This window comes from Nocardioides sp. (assembly GCF_964229035.1).
Classification (GTDB): domain Bacteria; phylum Actinomycetota; class Actinomycetes; order Propionibacteriales; family Nocardioidaceae; genus Nocardioides.
Genome location: NZ_CAXRAZ010000013.1, coordinates 24,190 through 40,348 on the forward strand (window position 1 = coordinate 24,190; position 16,159 = coordinate 40,348).

The following is a 16,159-nucleotide window of genomic DNA, read 5'->3' on the forward strand; positions in this document are numbered from 1 at the left end:
GCGTGGCAGACTTCGCCCCGGCGTGACGACCCTCACCGAGGAGGGCCCAGCCGAGGGGAAGGACCAGTGGACGACGCGATGACCGAGCACCAGGACACCGCGCGGGCCGGCGGCTCGGACCTCGACCTGCACGGCGCCTTCCACGTCTACGACACCACGCTGCGCGACGGCGCCCAGCAGGAGGGCCTGACCCTCTCGGTCGCCGACAAGCTCACCATCGCCCGCCAGCTCGACGGCCTCGGTGTCGGCTACATCGAGGGCGGCTGGCCCGGCGCGAACCCGAAGGACACCGAGTTCTTCCGGCGCGCGGCGACCGAGCTCGACCTGCGCCACGCGCGCCTGGCCGCCTTCGGCGCCACCCGTCGCGCCGGCGTCCGCGCCGCCGACGATCCGCTCGTGGCGGCGCTGCGCGAGAGCGGGGCCGGCGTGGTCACCCTCGTGGCCAAGTCGCACGCCGGGCACGTCGAGAAGGCGCTGCGCACCACGCTCGAGGAGAACCTCGCGATGGTGCGCGACACGGTGAGCCACCTGCGCGCCGAGGGCCAGCAGGTCTTCCTCGACGCCGAGCACTTCTTCGACGGCTACCGACTCGACCGCGCCTACGCCCTCGAGGTGCTGCGCACCGCCGCCGAGGCGGGTGCGGACGTCGTGGCGCTGTGCGACACCAACGGCGGCATGCTCCCGCCGTGGGTCTCCGACGTCGTGCGCGACGTCATCGACACCACCGGCGTGCGGGTGGGCATCCACTGCCACAACGACACCGGCTGCGCCGTGGCCAACACCCTCGCCGCGGTGGACGCCGGTGCCACCCACGTGCAGGGGTGCATCAACGGCTACGGCGAGCGCACCGGCAACGCCGACCTCGTCAACGTGGTCGCCAACCTCGAGCTCAAGCTCGACCGCCAGGTGCTGCCGCCGGGCCTGCTCACCGAGGCCACCCGTGTGGCCCACGCCGTCGCCGAGGTCACCAACGTGCCCCCGTCGGCACGCCAGCCCTACGTGGGCACCAGCGCGTTCGCCCACAAGGCCGGCCTGCACGCCTCGGCCATCAAGGTCGACCCCGACCTCTACCAGCACATGGACCCCGCGGGCGTCGGCAACGACATGCGCCTGCTGGTCTCCGAGATGGCCGGTCGCGCCTCGATCGAGCTGAAGGGCCGCGAGCTCGGCTTCGACCTCTCCGACTCGCCCGAGGTCGTCACCAGGGTCACGCAGCGGGTCAAGGAGCTCGAGTCGCGCGGCTACACCTTCGAGGCCGCCGACGCCTCCTTCGAGCTGCTGCTCATCGAGGAGGCCGAGGGCACGCGTCCCTCGTACTTCGAGGTCGAGAGCTGGCGGGTGATCACCGAGACAGCCACGCACGCCTCGCACACCGAGCGCCCCACCGGCGAGGACGCCGTCTCCGAGGCCACCGTCAAGCTGCGCGCCGCCGGCGTGCGCTACGTCGTCACGGGGGAGGGCAACGGCCCGGTCAACGCGCTCGACCAGGCCCTGCGCGCGGCGATCGTGCAGGCCTTCCCCGAGGTCGCCAAGCTCGAGCTGATCGACTTCAAGGTGCGCATCCTCGACCAGGGCCACGGCACGGACGCGATCACCCGGGTGCTCATCGAGACCTCCGACGGCACCTCCAGCTGGGTCACCGTGGGCGTCGGCGCCAACATGATCGAGGCCTCGTGGGAGGCGCTGGCCGACGGCATCACCTACGGCCTGCTGCGCCACCACGCCGGCTAGCGCCCTCGTCGCCCCCCGTCGCTCAGTCGGCGGGGAGCAGCCGGTCGAGCAGGTCGGTCCAGCCGGTGAGGACGCGCGACGGCGTCAGCCGTGCGGCGTCCAGCTGCTGGCGCAGCACGGGCGGCGACACCATCGTCACGAGCACCGTGGCGGGGTAGGTCGCGTCGCCCGTGATTCCGGCCTCGAGCAGCAGGTGCCGCACGTGCAGCACGTGGAAGCCGATCACGCTCTGGTTGTCGCCCCACGTCGTGCCGGCGGCCCGGATGAGGGCGTCCTGGCGCACGTGCTCCTCCAGCCGCGAGCCGGCGAAGGCGAGGAGCCGGTCGCGAGCAGGTGCGCCGGGCCCCAGCGGCGGTGGCCCGCTCATCGCGGCCTCCTGCCAGCGCCGCTCGGACTCGTCGAGCAGCGTGGCCATGAGTCCCTCGCGGGTCCCGAAGCGCCGGAACAGCGTGCCCTTGCCCACGCCGGCGCGGCAGGCCACGGCGTCCATGGTGAGCGCGGCGACACCGCCCTCGGCGATGAGCGCGTTCGCCGCCGCCAGCAGCGCCTCGCGGTTGCGCGCGGCATCGCGGCGCACGGGGGCCGCGGTCGGCGCGGTGACGAGGGGGAGCGAACGGTCCATCACCGCCAGCCTAGGGGCCTGCCGTGCCGGGCGAGCGGCTTCGGCGGTGCCGATCGGTACGAGACGGAAGGAATCCTCGCCACCCCGGGAATAGAAGCGGACCGCGGTCCGTTTCGACCTCCATGACTGACACCACCCGCATCGCCGTGCTCGTCGGTAGCCTGCGCGCCGACTCCGTGAACCGCCGCATCGCCGAGATCCTGCGCGACGAGTCGCCCGAGGCCATCGAGGTCGACATCATCGACGGCCTCGACCAGATCCCGTTCTACAACGAGGACGTCGACGTCGACGGCGGCCCCGAGGCCGCCGCTGCCCTGCGCCGCCGCGTGGGCGAGGCCGACCGCGTGCTGGCCGTGACCCCCGAGTACAACGGCACCATGCCGGCCGTGCTCAACAACGCCATCGACTGGCTCTCGCGCCCCTACGGCGCCGGCGCGATCGTGGGCAAGCCCTTCGGTGTCGTGGGCGCGACGCCCACCCCCTACGGCGGCAAGTGGGCCCACGCCGACGCCGCCCGCTCGGCCGGCATCGCCGGTGCCCAGGTCGTCGAGGACGTCACCGTCTCCCAGCCGGCCGTGGACGTCGACCCGACCACCGACCCCGAGGTGCGTGCCCGCCTGCTCGCGGCCCTGACCACCCTCGCCGAGGCCGCTCCGGCGCAGGCCGCCTGAGCTCACCTCAGTCATCTGAGCCGAACCGAACGGCCTCCGCACGCCTCATGCGTGCGGGGGCCGTTCGTCGTCCGCCTACTCTCGAGGTGTGGCCGACCTCGCTGACCTTCACGAGCTGACCGCCCTCGAGCAGGGCGACCTGATCCGCCGCGGCGAGCTCTCGCCGGTCGAGCTGACCGAGCACTACCTCGCCCGGGCCGAGCAGCTGCCCGCCGACTTCGTGGACGGCGCCTTCGCCCACCGCGACCCCGAGGCCGCGCGTCGCCGCGCCTTCGAGGTGGCCGCGGTCGGCCCGGTGGGCGACGGTGTCTCGCCGCTCGCGGGGGTGCCCACCGCGATCAAGGACCTCAACCTCACCGCAGGGGTGCCCACCCGCTTCGGCTCGCCGGTCTTCGCCGACCACGTGCCGAGCGTGTCCGACGCGATCACCCTCGCGATCGAGGCGTCGGGCCTGGTGAGCCTGGGCAAGACGAGCACCCCGGAGTTCGGCTCGCCCTGCTACACCGAGCCCGAGGGGCGCCCACCCGCGGTGACGCCGTGGGACACCACCCGCATGGCGGGCGGATCATCCGGCGGCGCGGCGGCCGGCGTGGCGGCGGGCCTGGTGCCGGTGGCGCACGGCTCCGACGGCGGCGGCTCGATCCGCATCCCCGCGGCCTGCTGCGGCCTGGTCGGGCTCAAGCCGACCCGCGGGCGCATCAGCGGCTTCCCGCTCTACGGCGACCCGGTCGGCCTCTCCACCTCCGGCTCGATCGCGCGCACCGTGGCCGACGCGGCGGCGCTGCTTGACGTCCTCGCTGGACGACGTGCGGGCGACCCCTCCTGGGCGCCCGAGCCGTCGTCCACCTTCCTCGAGGCGACGCGGCGCGAGCCCGGCCGGCTGCGGATCGCCTGCTTCGAGGAGCCGGTGATCGCCGAGGTCGACCTGCACCCCGAGGTGCGTCGGGCCTACGACGACACCGCGCGCCTGCTCGGCTCGCTCGGCCACGCCGTCGAGGGCGTTCCGATGCCGCTGCCCCGCGAAGCGGTGGGCGTGTTCGAGACCTGCTGGGCCGTGCTCACGGCGCTGTCGACCACGAACCTCGACGTCGACCAGCGCGAGCAGCTGCGACCCCTGACCCGCTGGCTGGGGGAGCGCGGCGAGGCCGTCTCCGGCCCGGAGTTCGGCCTCGCGATCGGGCAGCTGCGCCGCCACGCCGCCGAGGCGCTGGTGGCGCTCGCGCCCTACGACGTCGTGCTGACCCCGACCCTGGCCACGCTGCCGCTGCCGGTCGGTGCCCTGCGCGACGACGCCGACCCGCTCGCCGACTTCGAGGCCCAGAAGCGCTTCACGCCGTTCACCTCGCTGTGGAACGTCACAGGCATGCCGGCGATCAGCCTGCCCCTGCACCAGAGCGCCGACGGCCTCCCGATCGGCGTCATGCTCGCCGCCCGTCCCGCCCAGGAGGCCACCCTCCTCGCCCTCTCGGCCCAGGTCGAGCAGGCCCTGCCCTGGAAGGACCGTCGCCCCCCGCTCTGGTGACCGCCGACGTGGCAGGGATGATGCGCCGACGTGGCGCTCAGGCGAACCAGGTGGGGACGCCGGCGAGGAAGTCCTCGCGCGAGAGCGACCCGGCGCCGTCCGGGATGACCGCGAGCAGCGGCAGGGCGGTGACGCGGGGGAGGTCCTCGCGGTTGCAGCGCTCGGCCAGCCCCGGCGCCGCCGGCCACGACCCGAGGACGACGCCCGCCGGCTCCACGCCGCGCGCCCGCAGCGCCGCGACGGTGAGCTCGGTGTGGTTCAGCGTGCCGAGGCCGGGCCGGGCCACGACGACGACCTCGAGAGGGTCGGCGTCGGACGCGAGCGCGACGGCGAGGTCGAGCAGCGTGCCGCCCTCGGTGTCGATACGGACGAGCAGTCCGCCGGCACCCTCGACGACCACCGTGTCGTGCTCGGGCAGCAGGGCGCGCAGGGACGCCGCGTGCTCGGCCACGGTCGGCAGGGCGACGTCGCGCAGGCGGGCAGCGGTGTCGGGGGCGAGTGGGTCGGCGAGCGCCACGAAGTGCCGGGCCGGAAGTCCGGTGAGGGCGGTGACGGTGTCGGCGTCGGGCGGGTCGGGCCAGTCGCCGCCGACGCCGGTCTGCGCGGGCTTGACGACGAGCACGCGTCGTCCGAGCCCGGCCTCGCGTGCGGCGAGGGCGGCGGTGGCGATGGTCTTGCCGACACCGGTGTCGGTGCCGCAGACGACGATCACGCGGGTCACTGGTGCTCCTTCACGACGGCGACGAGGATCTCGACGGCGTGCTCCCACTCCGCAGGGGCCACGCCGGCGCTGGCGGTGATGCGCAGGCGCGAGATGCCGTCGGGCACCGACGGCGGGCGGAAGCAGCCGACGCGCAGGCCCGCCTCCAGTGCGGCTGCCTGCGCGGCGACGGCGGCCTGCGGTGAGGGCATGGGCACCGACAGCACCGCGCCGGCGGGCACGTCGACGCCGAGTGAGGCGGCGAGCGACCGCACCCGCTCGTGCACGGTGGCGGCGAGCTCCGGGCGGGCCTGCAGCTCCCCGAGCGCGGCGAGTGCACCGGCGGTGGGCGCGGGGGCGAGTCCGGTGTCGAAGATGAACGGGCGGGCGCGGTTGACGAGGTGCTCGCGCAGCGCGACCGGACCGAGCACCGCGCCACCCTGGGCCCCCAGCGCCTTCGAGAGCGTGGCGGTGACCACCACGTGCGGCAGTCCGGCGAGCCCCTGGGTGGCCACGAGACCCGGCCCGTGGACGCCGAGCCCGTGCGCCTCGTCGACGACCAGCAGCGCCCCGGTCTCCTCGCACGCCTCGGCGAGCTCGACCAGGGGAGCGGCGTCGCCCAGCACGGAGTAGACGGACTCGACGAGCACGAGCGTGCGCTCGCCGGCGTCCTGCGCGGCGCGCAGGGCGGTGCGCACCGCCGCGACGTCGTTGTGGGGCACGACCGTGACGCGTGCCCTGGCCAGCCGCACGGCGTCGATGAGCGAGGCGTGTACGTGGGCGTCGGAGATCACCCGCACCGAGGCGTCGGCCAGCGCGGTGACGACCGCCAGGTTGGCCTGGTAGCCGGTCGACATCACCAGCGCCGAGGGCTGACCGGTGTAGTCGGCGAGGGCGCGCTCGAGCTCGTCGTGCAGCGCGAGCGTGCCGGTGACGAGCCGCGAGGCGCCGGCGCCCGCGCCCCACGTGAGCGCGGCGTCGGCGGCAGCCCGCCGCACGGCCGCGTCGCCGGTGAGGCCGAGGTAGTCGTTGCCGGCGAGGTCGATGGTGGCGTCGTCGGCCGAACGGGGGCGCAGGCGGCGCGTCAGGCCCGCCTCGTCACGCCGCTGCGCCTCGGCGTCGAGCCAGTCGCCCCAGCTTCCGCCGCTCACGCCGACTCCACCGCGGCCGCGACGGCGCCGACGAGGATGTCGAGCTCGTCGTCGCTGGTGACGTAGGGCGGCATCACGTAGACGAGGTCGCGGAACGGACGCAGCCAGGCGCCGGCGTCGAGGGCGGCGGTGGTGGCGGCTGCGACGTCCACCGCCCGGTCGAGCTGGACGACGCCCACCGCGCCGAGCGTGCGCACGTCGGCCACGTGCGGGTGGGCGCGCAGCGGCGCGAGGCCCGCGGCGAGGCGCTCCCCGACGTGGGCGACCCGCTGCTGCCAGGGCTGGTCGAGCAGCAGGTCGATCGAGGCCGAGGCGATCGCGCAGGCGAGCGGGTTGCCCATGAATGTGGGCCCGTGCATGAGCACGCCCGACTCGCTCCCCGCGATGCCACGGGCGACGGCGTCGGTGGTGAGCACGGCCGCGAGCGAGAGGTAGCCGCCGGTGAGCGCCTTGCCGAGGCACACGATGTCGGGGGCGACGACCTCGCTGGCGAAGAGCCGTCCGGTGCGGCCGAAGCCGGTGGCGATCTCGTCGAAGACCAGCACGAGGTCGTGCTCGTCGGCGATCGCCCGCAGCACCCGCAGGCACTGTTCCGGGTAGGGGTGCATGCCGCCGGCGCCCTGCAGCAGCGGCTCGACGATGATGCCCGCCAACTCGTGGCGGTGCTCGGCCGCCAGCGACCACATCGCCGCGGCCCACACGTCGATCTCGGCGTCGTCGGCGTCGTGGCGCGGTGGGCGCGGCCCGAAGACCTGCTCGGGCAGCACGCCACGCCACAGCGTGTGCATGCCGCCGACGGGGTCGGTGACCGACATGGCGTCGAAGGTGTCGCCGTGGTAGCCGCCGAGCACGGTGAGCATCCGCGTGCGCTCGGGGCGACCGAGCCCCCGCTGGTACTGCAGCACCATCTTCAGCGCCACCTCCACCGACACCGATCCGGAGTCGGCGAGGAAGACCCGCTCGAGGCCGGTCGGGGTGATGTCGACGAGCCGCTGGGCCAGGGCGACGGCGGGCTCGTGGGTGAGGCCGCCGAACATCACGTGGCTGAACCGCCCGATCTGCTCGGCGGCCGCACGGTCGAGCACGGGGTGGGCGTAGCCGTGGATCGCCGCCCACCACGACGACATGCCGTCGACCACCCAGCGGCCGTCGTCCTCGCCGGCGGGGGTGACGCCGCCGACGCGAAGCCGCGCCCCCTGCGCTCCCGTGACGAGCCGCACCGGGGCGGGGTCGACCATCGAGGTGTAGGGGTGCCACACGTGCTCGCGGTCGAAGGTGAGCAGCCCGGCGCCGTCGAGCACGGAGACCCGAGACCCCTGGGTGCCGGTGAGGGCGGTCATCGCGGGCTCCCGTCGGATCGGCGTGGTGGGTCGGCGTGATGGGTCGGCGTAGTGGGTCGGGGGTGGTGGATCGGCGGAGCGCCGGGCGCTCAGGCGTTCGCAGGCACCTCGGTGCCGGCGCCGCGGCGACGGATCGCCGGCTCGCGGACGTCGCCCTCAGCCGGGGCGGCCGTCTCGCCGTGGCTGGCGCAGCCCGAGCACGACTCGCCGCAGCCGCCGGCCGAACCGCAGGCACCGCCGGCGCCGTGGGCGGCGGCGTGCTGGTGGGCGGCGAGGATCTCGTCGAACGAGGCGTCGTCGAGGCCGAGGATGGAGAAGCCGTTGTCGCGGATCATCTCGAGGTCGGCCTTGGCGTCCTGGCCCTCGGAGGTGAGGTAGTCGCCGAGGAAGATCGAGTTGGCCACGTGGAGGGCGGTGGCCTGGAGCGAGCGCAGGTGCATCTCCCGGCCGCCGGCGATGCGGATCTCCTTGTCGGGGCACACGAAGCGCGCCATCGCGAGGATCTTCACGCAGCGCGTGGGGCTGAGCTCCCAGGTGTTCTCGTAGGGGGTGCCGTCGAAGGGCATGAGGAAGTTGACCGGGATCGAGTCGGTCTCGAGCGCCTTGAGCGCGAAGAGTGCCTCCACCAGCTGCTCGTCGGTCTCGCCGAGACCGGCGATGAGACCCGAGCAGGGCGAGAGGCCGGCCGACTTGGCCTTGCCGATGGTGTCGACGCGGTCGTCGTAGGTGTGGGTCTGCACGATCGAGTCGTGGTGCGACTCGGCGGTGTTGATGTTGTGGTTGTAGGCGTCCACGCCGGCGCTCTTGAGGCGCTCGGCCTGGCCGTCCTTGAGGAGGCCGAGGCAGGCGCACACCTCGACGCCCTCGTACTCCGACTTCAGCGCCTCGGTCATCTCCACGACCTTGTCGATGTCGCGCTCGGAGGGGCCGCGACCCGAGGACACCATGCACACGCGGGTGGCGCCGCCGCGAAGTCCGGCGCCGGCCTGGGCGAGGGTCTCCTCCTTCGACAGCCACGAGTACTTGAGGATCGGGGCCTGCGAGCCGAGGGCCTGCGAGCAGTAGTTGCAGTTCTCGGGGCACAGGCCCGACTTGAGGTTGACCAGGTAGTTGACCTTCACCGTCGTGCCGAAGTGCTCGCGGCGCAGGCGACCGGCCGCGGCGACGATGGTGAGCAGCTCGCTCTCGGGTGCCTGCAGCACGGCGAGGGCGTCGGCCTCGCTCGCCTGGCCGCCCTCGAGGATGCGGGTGGCGAGGGCGTCGAAGTTCGTGGTCATGGCGGCATCCTTCTCGAAGGTCTCGGTGGCGTCGGGTCGGCACCCGCCGCCGGCTCGCTCCGTCGGGAGCGCGAACTGAACAGTGTTCAGGAATGCGGTGAGGATAGCCGCTGTCGTCGGGCGGTGTCACCCGCATCCACGGATCGACTGAACGGTGTTCAGGCTAGGCTGCGCCCGCTCGGCTCACGCGTCGCGGACGCGCGACGAGCGGGCCGTGCGGGGGAGGGGTGCGATGAGCTACCGGCGAGGCGACGTCGTCGAGCGCGCCCTCGTCGTCCTCGATGAACGGGGGCTTGACGGGCTGTCGATGCGGCGCCTGGCCGCCGACCTCGGGGTGCAGCCCGGGGCGCTCTACCACCACGTCGCGAGCAGGGACGCCCTGCTGGCCCTCGTGGCCGACGAGCTGCTGGCCCGGGGACGACGTGCCAGCGAGGTCGTCACCTGGGACGCCGAGCTGCGTCTGGCCGCCGCCGAGCTGCGGGCCGCGATGCTCGCCTGCCGCGACGGCGCGGCCCTGGTGGCCCGCGTGCACGCGCTGGGACTCGGTGCTCGCGGCCCCGAGCAGCGCATGGCCGACGCCCTGCGCCGCGCCGGTGCCGAGGACGACCTCGCGCGGGTCGGCGCCCGCTCGGTGATGCACTACGTCTTCGGACACACGGCCGACGAGCAGCTGCAGCGGGCGGAGGCGCGGCCCGCCGAGGGGCGCCCCGACGGCGCGCCCGCGGAGCCGAGCTCCGGCGACTTCCACCTCGGCCTCACCCTGCTGCTCGACGGCCTGGCAGCCCGGCTGCCCTGAGCGACGTCCGTCGCCGGGTGCGCGGCCCGGGGCGGGTACCGCCGCGCGGGGTGCAGGTGACGAGCCGTCGCCTGTCGTTATCGTGATCGCAACGAGCAGGAGGCAGTGTGGACGACATGGCCCAGAAGACCCAGCGCCCCGTCACGGTGGTGCTCTTCGGTGCGACCGGCGACCTCGCGCGGCGCAAGCTCCTCCCGGGGCTGCTCCATCTGTTCGAGACGGGCCTGCTGCCCGACCTGCAGATCGTGGGCACCTCCCTCGACGAGCACACCGCGGAGACCTTCCTCGCCTTCGTGCACGAGGCGATCGAGGAGTTCGCCGGCGACGACGGCGACAAGGCCGCCTGGCCGGAGTTCTCGCGCCGCCTGCACTGGGCGCCCGGCGCCGACGGTCCGCAGGGGCTGCGCAAGGTCGTCGAGGAGGCCGAGCACGGGCACGCCGGGGAGCGCGTGCGACTGCACTACCTGAGCGTTCCGCCCCGGGCGGCGCTGGCGGTCGTCAAGACGCTGGACGAGGCGGGCCTGGCCGCGGGCAGCCGGATCATCATGGAGAAGCCGTTCGGCGTCGACCTCGCTTCGGCGAAGGCGCTCAACAACGAGCTGCACCAGACCTTCGACGAGTCGCAGATCTACCGGATCGACCACTTCCTCGGTAAGGAGGCGGCGCAGAACATCCTTGCCTTCCGCTTCGCCAACGGCCTGTTCGAGCCGATCTGGCACCGCAACAACATCGACCACGTGCAGATCGACGTGCCCGAGGAGCTCGGCCTCGAGCAGCGCGCCGACTTCTACGAGTCCACCGGCGCCTACCGCGACATGGTCGTCACCCACCTGTTCCAGGTGCTGGCCTTCACCGCGATGGAGCCGCCCACCTCGCTCTCGCCGGGTGCCATCAACGACGAGAAGAACAAGGTCTTCCGCTCGATGGTGCCCATCGACCCCGCCGACGTCGTGCGCGGCCAGTACCAGGGCTACCGCGACATTCCCGGCGTGCACCCGGAGTCGGAGACCGAGACCTTCATCGCGCTCAAGTGCTACATCGACAACTGGCGCTGGGCCGGCGTGCCGTTCTACCTGCGCACCGGCAAGCGCATGGCCGAGGGCGCGCGCATCATCTCGATCGCGTTCAAGGAGCCGCCGCGCTCGATGTTCCCGAAGAACTCGGGCGTCGGCGACCACGGCCCCGACCACCTGACCTTCGACCTCGCCGACAAGGCCAAGATGTCGCTGTCGTTCTACGGCAAGCGCCCCGGCCCGGGCATGCGCCTGGACAAGCTGTCGATGCAGTTCGCCATGGGCGACACCACGTGGGCCGGCTCGGTGCTCGAGGCCTACGAGCGCCTCATCTACGACGCGGCCCGGGGCGACCAGACCCTCTTCACCTCCGCCGAGGGCATCGAGCGGCTCTGGGAGGTCTCGGCGCCGCTGCTCGAGAGCCCGCCGGTCGTGCGGCCCTACCGCCAGGGCAGCTGGGGTCCGAACCAGATCCACCAGCTCGTCGCGCCCTACGCGTGGCGCCTGCCGTTCGAGCGCGCCTGGCGCGACCGCAGCCCGCAGGACGGCTGACCCGGCCGTCAGTCGATGAGGCCCGCCTCGCGGGCCAGCCGCACCGCGTGCACGCGGTTGCTCGCGCCCAGCTTGCGCGAGGCGCCCTTGAGGTAGCCCTTCACGGTGCTCTCCACGAGGCCCAGCGCCTCGGCGACCTCGCGGTTGGTGTGCCCCAGCGCCACCTCGGCGAGGACGTCGACCTCGCGCGCCGACAGGTGCGGGGTCTCTTGCGGGGTCGCGTGCGCGGTGCCGCCGCGCCCGCGCTCGAGGCGCTGCTGCACGGTCGCCAGGCGGGCGCGGAGGCGGTCGTCGTCCACGAGGTCGGCGAGGGCGCCGAGCTCGGCGGCGATCTCGCCCAGGTCGCTGCGGGTGAGGTCGGCGGTATCGGCGGTGGCGGGGGTGCTGGCAAGGTCAGCGGTGCCGGCGGCGGGGCGGCGGGTCGCGCGGGGGAGCAGGTGGGCGAGGCGGCGGCGCACCTCGTCGTCCACGCTGATGTCGCGCTCGAGGCGGCGGGTGAGGGGGAGGAGGCGCTCGAACCAGACGTCGCCGAGCCTCACCTCGGCGCGGTGGGCGAGGTAGAGCACCATGCGCGGCGCGCGGTCGACGATGATCGGCAGTGCGGTGACAGTCTGGAGACGCTCCGCACGCACGGGCTCGTCGTAGTGGTGGGTGATGCCGCGCGCGTCGTGGTAGCTCGTCACCGACACGGGGCGACCGAGCGCGAGGGCCTGGCCGCCGAGCCCGCGCCGGGCGCGCACGTGGAGTCCCTGCAGCGATCGGGTGCGTGTGCCGTGCAGGCCGGTGATGTCGAGACCGGCGCCGCCGCGCGAGACCGGCCCTCCGAAGGCGACGTCGGCGCCGCCGAGCGCCTTGAACTCGCCGAGGGTGCGCAGCAGGCGCGCGCCCTCGCCGGGTGCCGCCGACGCGAGCGCGGGGCCGCCGAGGTGTGCAGAGGACATGGCGCCACGCTAGTGAGCGTCGTCACAGGGCTCAATGACAGGTGGGGGCGCCGCGGCGAGCGGTCGATCTGATCGGCGGGCGGAACGATGAGTCGGTGAGAGGTACCACCTGTCACCATGGATCCCGAGCGGTTCGATGCACTTAGGAGATTCACATGTGGTTGGTCGTCGCGTTCGCCCTCGCGGGGGCTGCGGCCCAGTTCGTCGACGGCACCCTCGGCATGGGCTTCGGCGTCACCTCGGCCACCGTGCTCCTGGCCCTCGGCGTCGCTCCGGCCACCGCCAGCGCCGCCACCCACGCCGCCAAGCTGCCCACCACGCTCATCTCGGGCCTCTCCCACTGGAGGGCCGGCAACGTCGACCGCGCGATCCTCGTGCGCGTCGCCGTGCCGGGAGCGATCGGCGGCTTCCTCGGCGCGGTGGTGCTGACCTCCATCAGCCTCGAGGCCGCCAAGGGCTCGATGGCCGGGCTGCTGCTGTTCTTCGGATTCGTGATCCTCGTGCGCTTCGGGTTCGGCAAGCGCCTCATCCCCGTGCCGGCCGGTGGTCACACTGCGCGCTGGCTCTCGCCGATCGGTCTGCTCGGAGGCTTCGTCGACGCCACCGGAGGCGGCGGTTGGGGGCCGGTCGTCACCCCGTCGCTGATGACCGTCACCCGCCACGAGCCGCGCAAGGTCGTCGGCACCACGAACGCCGCCGAGTTCGTCGTCGCGCTCTCGGTCTCCACCGGGTTCCTCACCGGCGCCGCGCAGGAGGACATCCCGTGGCTCCCGGTCATCGGGCTCATCATCGGCGGCGTCTGCATCGCACCGATCGCCGCGCGACTCGCCGGACGGCTCCCGCACGCGCCGATGGGCACCCTCGTCGGCGGTCTGGTCATCCTCGTCAACGCCGTCGCCGTGATCGGCTCCTTCGCCGACCTGCCCGGCTGGCTCGACGCCGTCCTCATCGTGGGGTGGGTCGCGGCCGTCGGAGCGCTCGCCTGGCGGGCGTGGCAGCGCGAGAAGCGTGGGAAGCGCGAGGAGGCGGCGCCGTCGTCAGCTGCGGTCGCCGGTCCGGCGGCGAACGCGTAGGTAAAGCACGCGCCGATCGCAGCGTCGGTGGGTTGGCTCCTGCTAGCGTCCGTAGCCCTGCCAGCGCGCGTGGAAGGTGTGGTCGCCATGTTCGGATTCGGCATCGCCGAAGTGGTGGTCGCGCTGCTCCTGGTCGGTGCGGTCGCGCTCGGTCTCCTCCTCCGCGATCCTGTCGTCACGGTGGACGACGAGATGTCGATCGACGGCATGAGTCCTGCGGAGCTGGACCGTCGCGTCTTCGGCCGTCTCGGCGCGGTGCGGCGCAGTCAGATGGGCCAGGTGTTCCCGGGCCACGTGGCGCTCACCAGCTCATCCATCCCGGGCTGGGCGATCCTCGTCGGCCTGCTCACCTTCCCCGTCGGCCTGCTGCTGCTCCTGCTCATCCGCCAGCAGCTCTCGCTGCACGTCCGCGTCCTCCCCGACGGGCGCGGCTCACTGGTCCAGGTCGCCGGCAAGGCCCGCAAGTCGGTCGCGCTCGAGGTCGGGCGGATCGTCAGCGCCGAGCAGACCGCCCTCCCCGCTCAGCTGGTGAAGGACGGGTTCGCGCGGCGGTGAGATTCGCCGGTGGGCCGGTGAATCTCGTGCTGGTCGGCTGAAGCTTCATGCAAGGAGCACGAGTTTCGGTCGAGTAGTCGGGCGGTTTCGAGCGTGGACGACGGTCAGCCGGGCCGCCGCGGCGCTGGCGGGCGCGGGGCGTGGACGACGTATGCCGGGAGCTGTCGATCGGGGATGCCGGTGGCGTGGTCGGGGTGGGGTGCGGACAGAGGCTCCGCTCCTAGGTGAGCCGCGTGTCGCGCGGCGGGGACAAGGCTCGGGATTCACCGGTGGGCCGGTGAATCTCGTGCTGGTCGGCTGAAGCTTCATGCGAGAAGCACGAGTTTCGGTCGAGTAGTCAGGTGATTTCGGGCGTGGACGACGGCCCGCCGGCAGCGCACTCGGGGCGGCCCGGTGTGGGGTGTGGAGAACCCGGGATCGAGCTGCTCATTGTGTCGGACCCCCATCTCATGATGGTCCCCACAAGTCCTCCTCCTTCTCGCAGGTCTCGGAGCACCACCTGTCATGAGCGTCGACGTCACCACCACCCACCCGGTGATCGCCTGCGCCCACACCCTTCAAACCGCCTTGGGTGAGGTCCGTGAGGTGCAGGCGGTGTACATGAGCGTGGAGGACAAGAAGACCGCGCTGGTCGAGCTCACGAAGGTCGAGGCCGCTGTCGCGGAGCTGAAGGCCCGGGTGCTGGCCGCCTCCGGTGATGTCGCCGACGACACCGGCGCCCGTGACCCCGGCGTCTGGCTGGCCCACGCCACCCGCACCGACCGGCGCATCACCGCCACGCAGTACCGCCTCGCCCAAGCGTTGGAGCGCCTGCCCCGCCTCGCAGCAGCCATGTCATCCGGTCTGGTCAACGAGGGTCAGGCCCGCGTCATCATCGAGACGGTCGACAACCTGCCCGACCGCCTCGGCACCCAGGTCAAACTCGACGCCGAAGCCTCCCTCATCCACTTCGCGGCCGACCACGCACCAGCCGATCTCAAACGTCTCGGGGTCCACATCCTCGCCGTCATCGCCCCCGACATCGCCGACCAAGAAGACGCCGCCCGCCTCGAAGCCGAAGAGCAGGCGGCGCACGAGCGCGCGACCTACCGGGTCCGCCACCTCGGCAACGGCCGCAGCGCCGCCACCATCACCGGCCCCACCGCGATGATCGAACGCCTCACCCTCTACCTCGACGCCCTCGACAACCCCTTCGCGCCGAAACAAGAAGCCCAGCAGAGCGAGCAGACCGAGCAGACCGAGCAGGCCGAGCAGGCCGAGCAGGCCGAGCAGGCCGAGCAGGCCGAGCAGGCCGAGCAGGCAGAGCAGACCGAGCAGGCCGAGCAGGCCGAGCAGGCCGAGCAGGCCGAGCAGGCCGAGAAGCCCGAGAAGCCCGAGAAGCCCGAGAAGCCCGAGCAGCCCGAGCAGTCTGAGCAGCGTGCGAAGAGCGAGACTGATGCGGATGCCGCTTCGGGTTCCCTATTTCGGCAGGTCGATCGGATCCCCCTCGCACGTCGCCGCGCGTGGGCGTTCCAGACCCTGCTGGAGAACCTCCCCACCCACGGCTTCCCCACCACCTCGGGCAACGCCACCCAGGTCATCGTCACCATCGGCATCGACGAACTCCGCGCCGACCTCGCCACCGCCAGCATCCTCACCCACACCGAACACGACCTCACCGCCACCGCAACCAGGCGTCTGGCCTGCAACGCAGGCATCCTGCCCGTCGTCCTCTCAGGCACCGGACAGATCCTCGACGCCGGCCGAACCCGACGCCTCTTCACCGGCACCCAACGCACCCTCATCAAGAACAAGCACAAACACTGCGTCGCCGAGGGCTGCGACATCCCCGTCGCCTGGACCGAGATCCACCACCTCACCCCTGGGCCGAAGGCGGCCACACCAACCTCACCGACGGCGTCCCCGCCTGCTCACGCCACCACCTCTTCCACGACCCCCGCTATGACTGGCAACGACAACCCGACGGACGAATCCGCTTCCACCGGCGTACCTGAGGTGGAGGGGAGCGGGTGGCGCTCGACGGCACGCCGCTGTACCCGGGTGGGAAACTTCTCTCGTGGAGGTCGAACGGGCGCATGCACTTCTGGCGAGCCTGGCGCCTGTCGATCCCACCATCGAATCGGAGGTCGGGTGCCGGCAGCATGTTGCCCATCTCCGGATGCATCGAACTTCCGCGCCTGAACGCTGGGTGGTGGTCCACACCTCCGGCCTGACG

At 72.9% G+C, this 16,159-nt stretch carries 14 protein-coding genes; 8 read left to right on the forward strand and 6 right to left on the reverse strand.

The window, feature by feature from the left end; all coding sequences use genetic code 11:
* Nucleotides 1-78 precede the first annotated feature (78 nt).
* A complete protein-coding gene (gene cimA, locus ACERUN_RS04810; RefSeq protein ID WP_370288639.1) occupies nt 79-1,731 on the forward strand; it encodes a citramalate synthase in 1,653 nt (550 codons plus the stop codon).
* A gap of 22 nt (nt 1,732-1,753) precedes the next feature.
* Here cimA and ACERUN_RS04815 read toward each other — a convergent pair whose 3' ends face one another.
* A complete protein-coding gene (locus ACERUN_RS04815; RefSeq protein ID WP_370288640.1) occupies nt 1,754-2,353 on the reverse strand; it encodes a TetR/AcrR family transcriptional regulator in 600 nt (199 codons plus the stop codon).
* 122 nt (nt 2,354-2,475) lie between these two features.
* Here ACERUN_RS04815 and ACERUN_RS04820 point away from each other — a divergent pair, with 122 nt between their 5' ends.
* Nucleotides 2,476-3,024: an NADPH-dependent FMN reductase gene (locus ACERUN_RS04820; protein ID WP_370288641.1), complete on the forward strand. Its 549-nt coding sequence runs from the start codon at nt 2,476-2,478 to the stop codon at nt 3,022-3,024.
* A gap of 88 nt (nt 3,025-3,112) precedes the next feature.
* Nucleotides 3,113-4,546: an amidase gene (locus ACERUN_RS04825; RefSeq protein WP_370288642.1), complete on the forward strand. Its 1,434-nt coding sequence runs from the start codon at nt 3,113-3,115 to the stop codon at nt 4,544-4,546.
* Nucleotides 4,547-4,583: 37 nt separating this feature from the next.
* Here the strand turns inward: ACERUN_RS04825 and bioD are convergent, their stop codons facing one another.
* The 4 genes from bioD to bioB form a co-directional block, all read right to left on the reverse strand.
* On the reverse strand, nt 4,584-5,267 hold the full coding sequence (gene bioD / locus ACERUN_RS04830) for a dethiobiotin synthase (protein WP_370288643.1): 684 nt from the start codon (nt 5,265-5,267) through the stop codon (nt 4,584-4,586).
* Nucleotides 5,264-6,397: an 8-amino-7-oxononanoate synthase gene (locus ACERUN_RS04835; protein WP_370288644.1), complete on the reverse strand. Its 1,134-nt coding sequence runs from the start codon at nt 6,395-6,397 to the stop codon at nt 5,264-5,266. The genes bioD and ACERUN_RS04835 overlap by 4 nt, the downstream gene beginning before the upstream one ends.
* Nucleotides 6,394-7,737, reverse strand: a complete 1,344-nt coding sequence (locus ACERUN_RS04840; protein ID WP_370288645.1) for an adenosylmethionine--8-amino-7-oxononanoate transaminase — start codon at nt 7,735-7,737, stop codon at nt 6,394-6,396. Before ACERUN_RS04840 ends, ACERUN_RS04835 begins: the two co-directional genes overlap by 4 nt.
* A gap of 89 nt (nt 7,738-7,826) precedes the next feature.
* Nucleotides 7,827-9,014 carry a biotin synthase BioB gene (gene bioB / locus ACERUN_RS04845; RefSeq protein WP_370288646.1) on the reverse strand — a complete coding sequence of 396 codons (1,188 nt, stop codon included), beginning with the start codon at nt 9,012-9,014 and terminating at the stop codon, nt 7,827-7,829.
* 232 nt (nt 9,015-9,246) lie between these two features.
* On the opposite strand from bioB, the gene ACERUN_RS04850 reads away from it, so the two are divergent.
* Together ACERUN_RS04850 and zwf are read left to right on the forward strand one after the other, a co-directional pair.
* Nucleotides 9,247-9,810 carry a TetR family transcriptional regulator gene (locus ACERUN_RS04850; RefSeq protein ID WP_370288647.1) on the forward strand — a complete coding sequence of 188 codons (564 nt, stop codon included), beginning with the start codon at nt 9,247-9,249 and terminating at the stop codon, nt 9,808-9,810.
* Nucleotides 9,811-9,926: 116 nt separating this feature from the next.
* On the forward strand, nt 9,927-11,375 hold the full coding sequence (gene zwf / locus ACERUN_RS04855; RefSeq protein ID WP_370288648.1) for a glucose-6-phosphate dehydrogenase: 1,449 nt from the start codon (nt 9,927-9,929) through the stop codon (nt 11,373-11,375).
* Between the two features lie 8 nt (nt 11,376-11,383).
* On the opposite strand, the gene ACERUN_RS04860 is transcribed toward zwf, so the two are convergent.
* Nucleotides 11,384-12,316, reverse strand: coding sequence for a response regulator transcription factor (locus ACERUN_RS04860; RefSeq protein ID WP_370288651.1), 933 nt, complete (start codon nt 12,314-12,316; stop codon nt 11,384-11,386).
* A 155-nt stretch (nt 12,317-12,471) separates the two neighbouring features.
* Between ACERUN_RS04860 and ACERUN_RS04865 the strand changes: the two genes are divergently transcribed.
* The 3 genes from ACERUN_RS04865 (at nt 12,472) to ACERUN_RS04875 (ending at nt 16,125) form a co-directional block, all read left to right on the forward strand.
* On the forward strand, nt 12,472-13,389 hold the full coding sequence (locus tag ACERUN_RS04865) for a sulfite exporter TauE/SafE family protein (protein WP_370288653.1): 918 nt from the start codon (nt 12,472-12,474) through the stop codon (nt 13,387-13,389).
* An 87-nt stretch (nt 13,390-13,476) separates the two neighbouring features.
* A complete protein-coding gene (locus ACERUN_RS04870; protein WP_370288654.1) occupies nt 13,477-13,944 on the forward strand; it encodes a hypothetical protein in 468 nt (155 codons plus the stop codon).
* Between the two features lie 504 nt (nt 13,945-14,448).
* On the forward strand, nt 14,449-16,125 hold the full coding sequence (locus ACERUN_RS04875; RefSeq protein ID WP_370288655.1) for a DUF222 domain-containing protein: 1,677 nt from the start codon (nt 14,449-14,451) through the stop codon (nt 16,123-16,125).
* The last annotated feature ends 34 nt before the right edge of the window (nt 16,126-16,159 follow it).

Excerpts from the sequence above, each read along its gene's own strand:
- cimA (WP_370288639.1), top strand. The coding sequence starts at position 79 with ATGACCGAGCACCAGGACACCGCGCGGGCCGGCGGCTCGGACCTCGAC.
- ACERUN_RS04815 (WP_370288640.1), bottom strand. The coding sequence starts at position 2,353 with ATGGACCGTTCGCTCCCCCTCGTCACCGCGCCGACCGCGGCCCCCGTG.
- ACERUN_RS04820 (WP_370288641.1), top strand. The coding sequence starts at position 2,476 with ATGACTGACACCACCCGCATCGCCGTGCTCGTCGGTAGCCTGCGCGCC.
- ACERUN_RS04840 (WP_370288645.1), bottom strand. The coding sequence starts at position 7,737 with ATGACCGCCCTCACCGGCACCCAGGGGTCTCGGGTCTCCGTGCTCGAC.
- bioB (WP_370288646.1), bottom strand. The coding sequence starts at position 9,014 with ATGACCACGAACTTCGACGCCCTCGCCACCCGCATCCTCGAGGGCGGC.
- ACERUN_RS04850 (WP_370288647.1), top strand. The coding sequence starts at position 9,247 with ATGAGCTACCGGCGAGGCGACGTCGTCGAGCGCGCCCTCGTCGTCCTC.
- zwf (WP_370288648.1), top strand. The coding sequence starts at position 9,927 with ATGGCCCAGAAGACCCAGCGCCCCGTCACGGTGGTGCTCTTCGGTGCG.
- ACERUN_RS04860 (WP_370288651.1), bottom strand. The coding sequence starts at position 12,316 with ATGTCCTCTGCACACCTCGGCGGCCCCGCGCTCGCGTCGGCGGCACCC.
- ACERUN_RS04865 (WP_370288653.1), top strand. The coding sequence starts at position 12,472 with ATGTGGTTGGTCGTCGCGTTCGCCCTCGCGGGGGCTGCGGCCCAGTTC.
- ACERUN_RS04870 (WP_370288654.1), top strand. The coding sequence starts at position 13,477 with ATGTTCGGATTCGGCATCGCCGAAGTGGTGGTCGCGCTGCTCCTGGTC.
- ACERUN_RS04875 (WP_370288655.1), top strand. The coding sequence starts at position 14,449 with ATGAGCGTCGACGTCACCACCACCCACCCGGTGATCGCCTGCGCCCAC.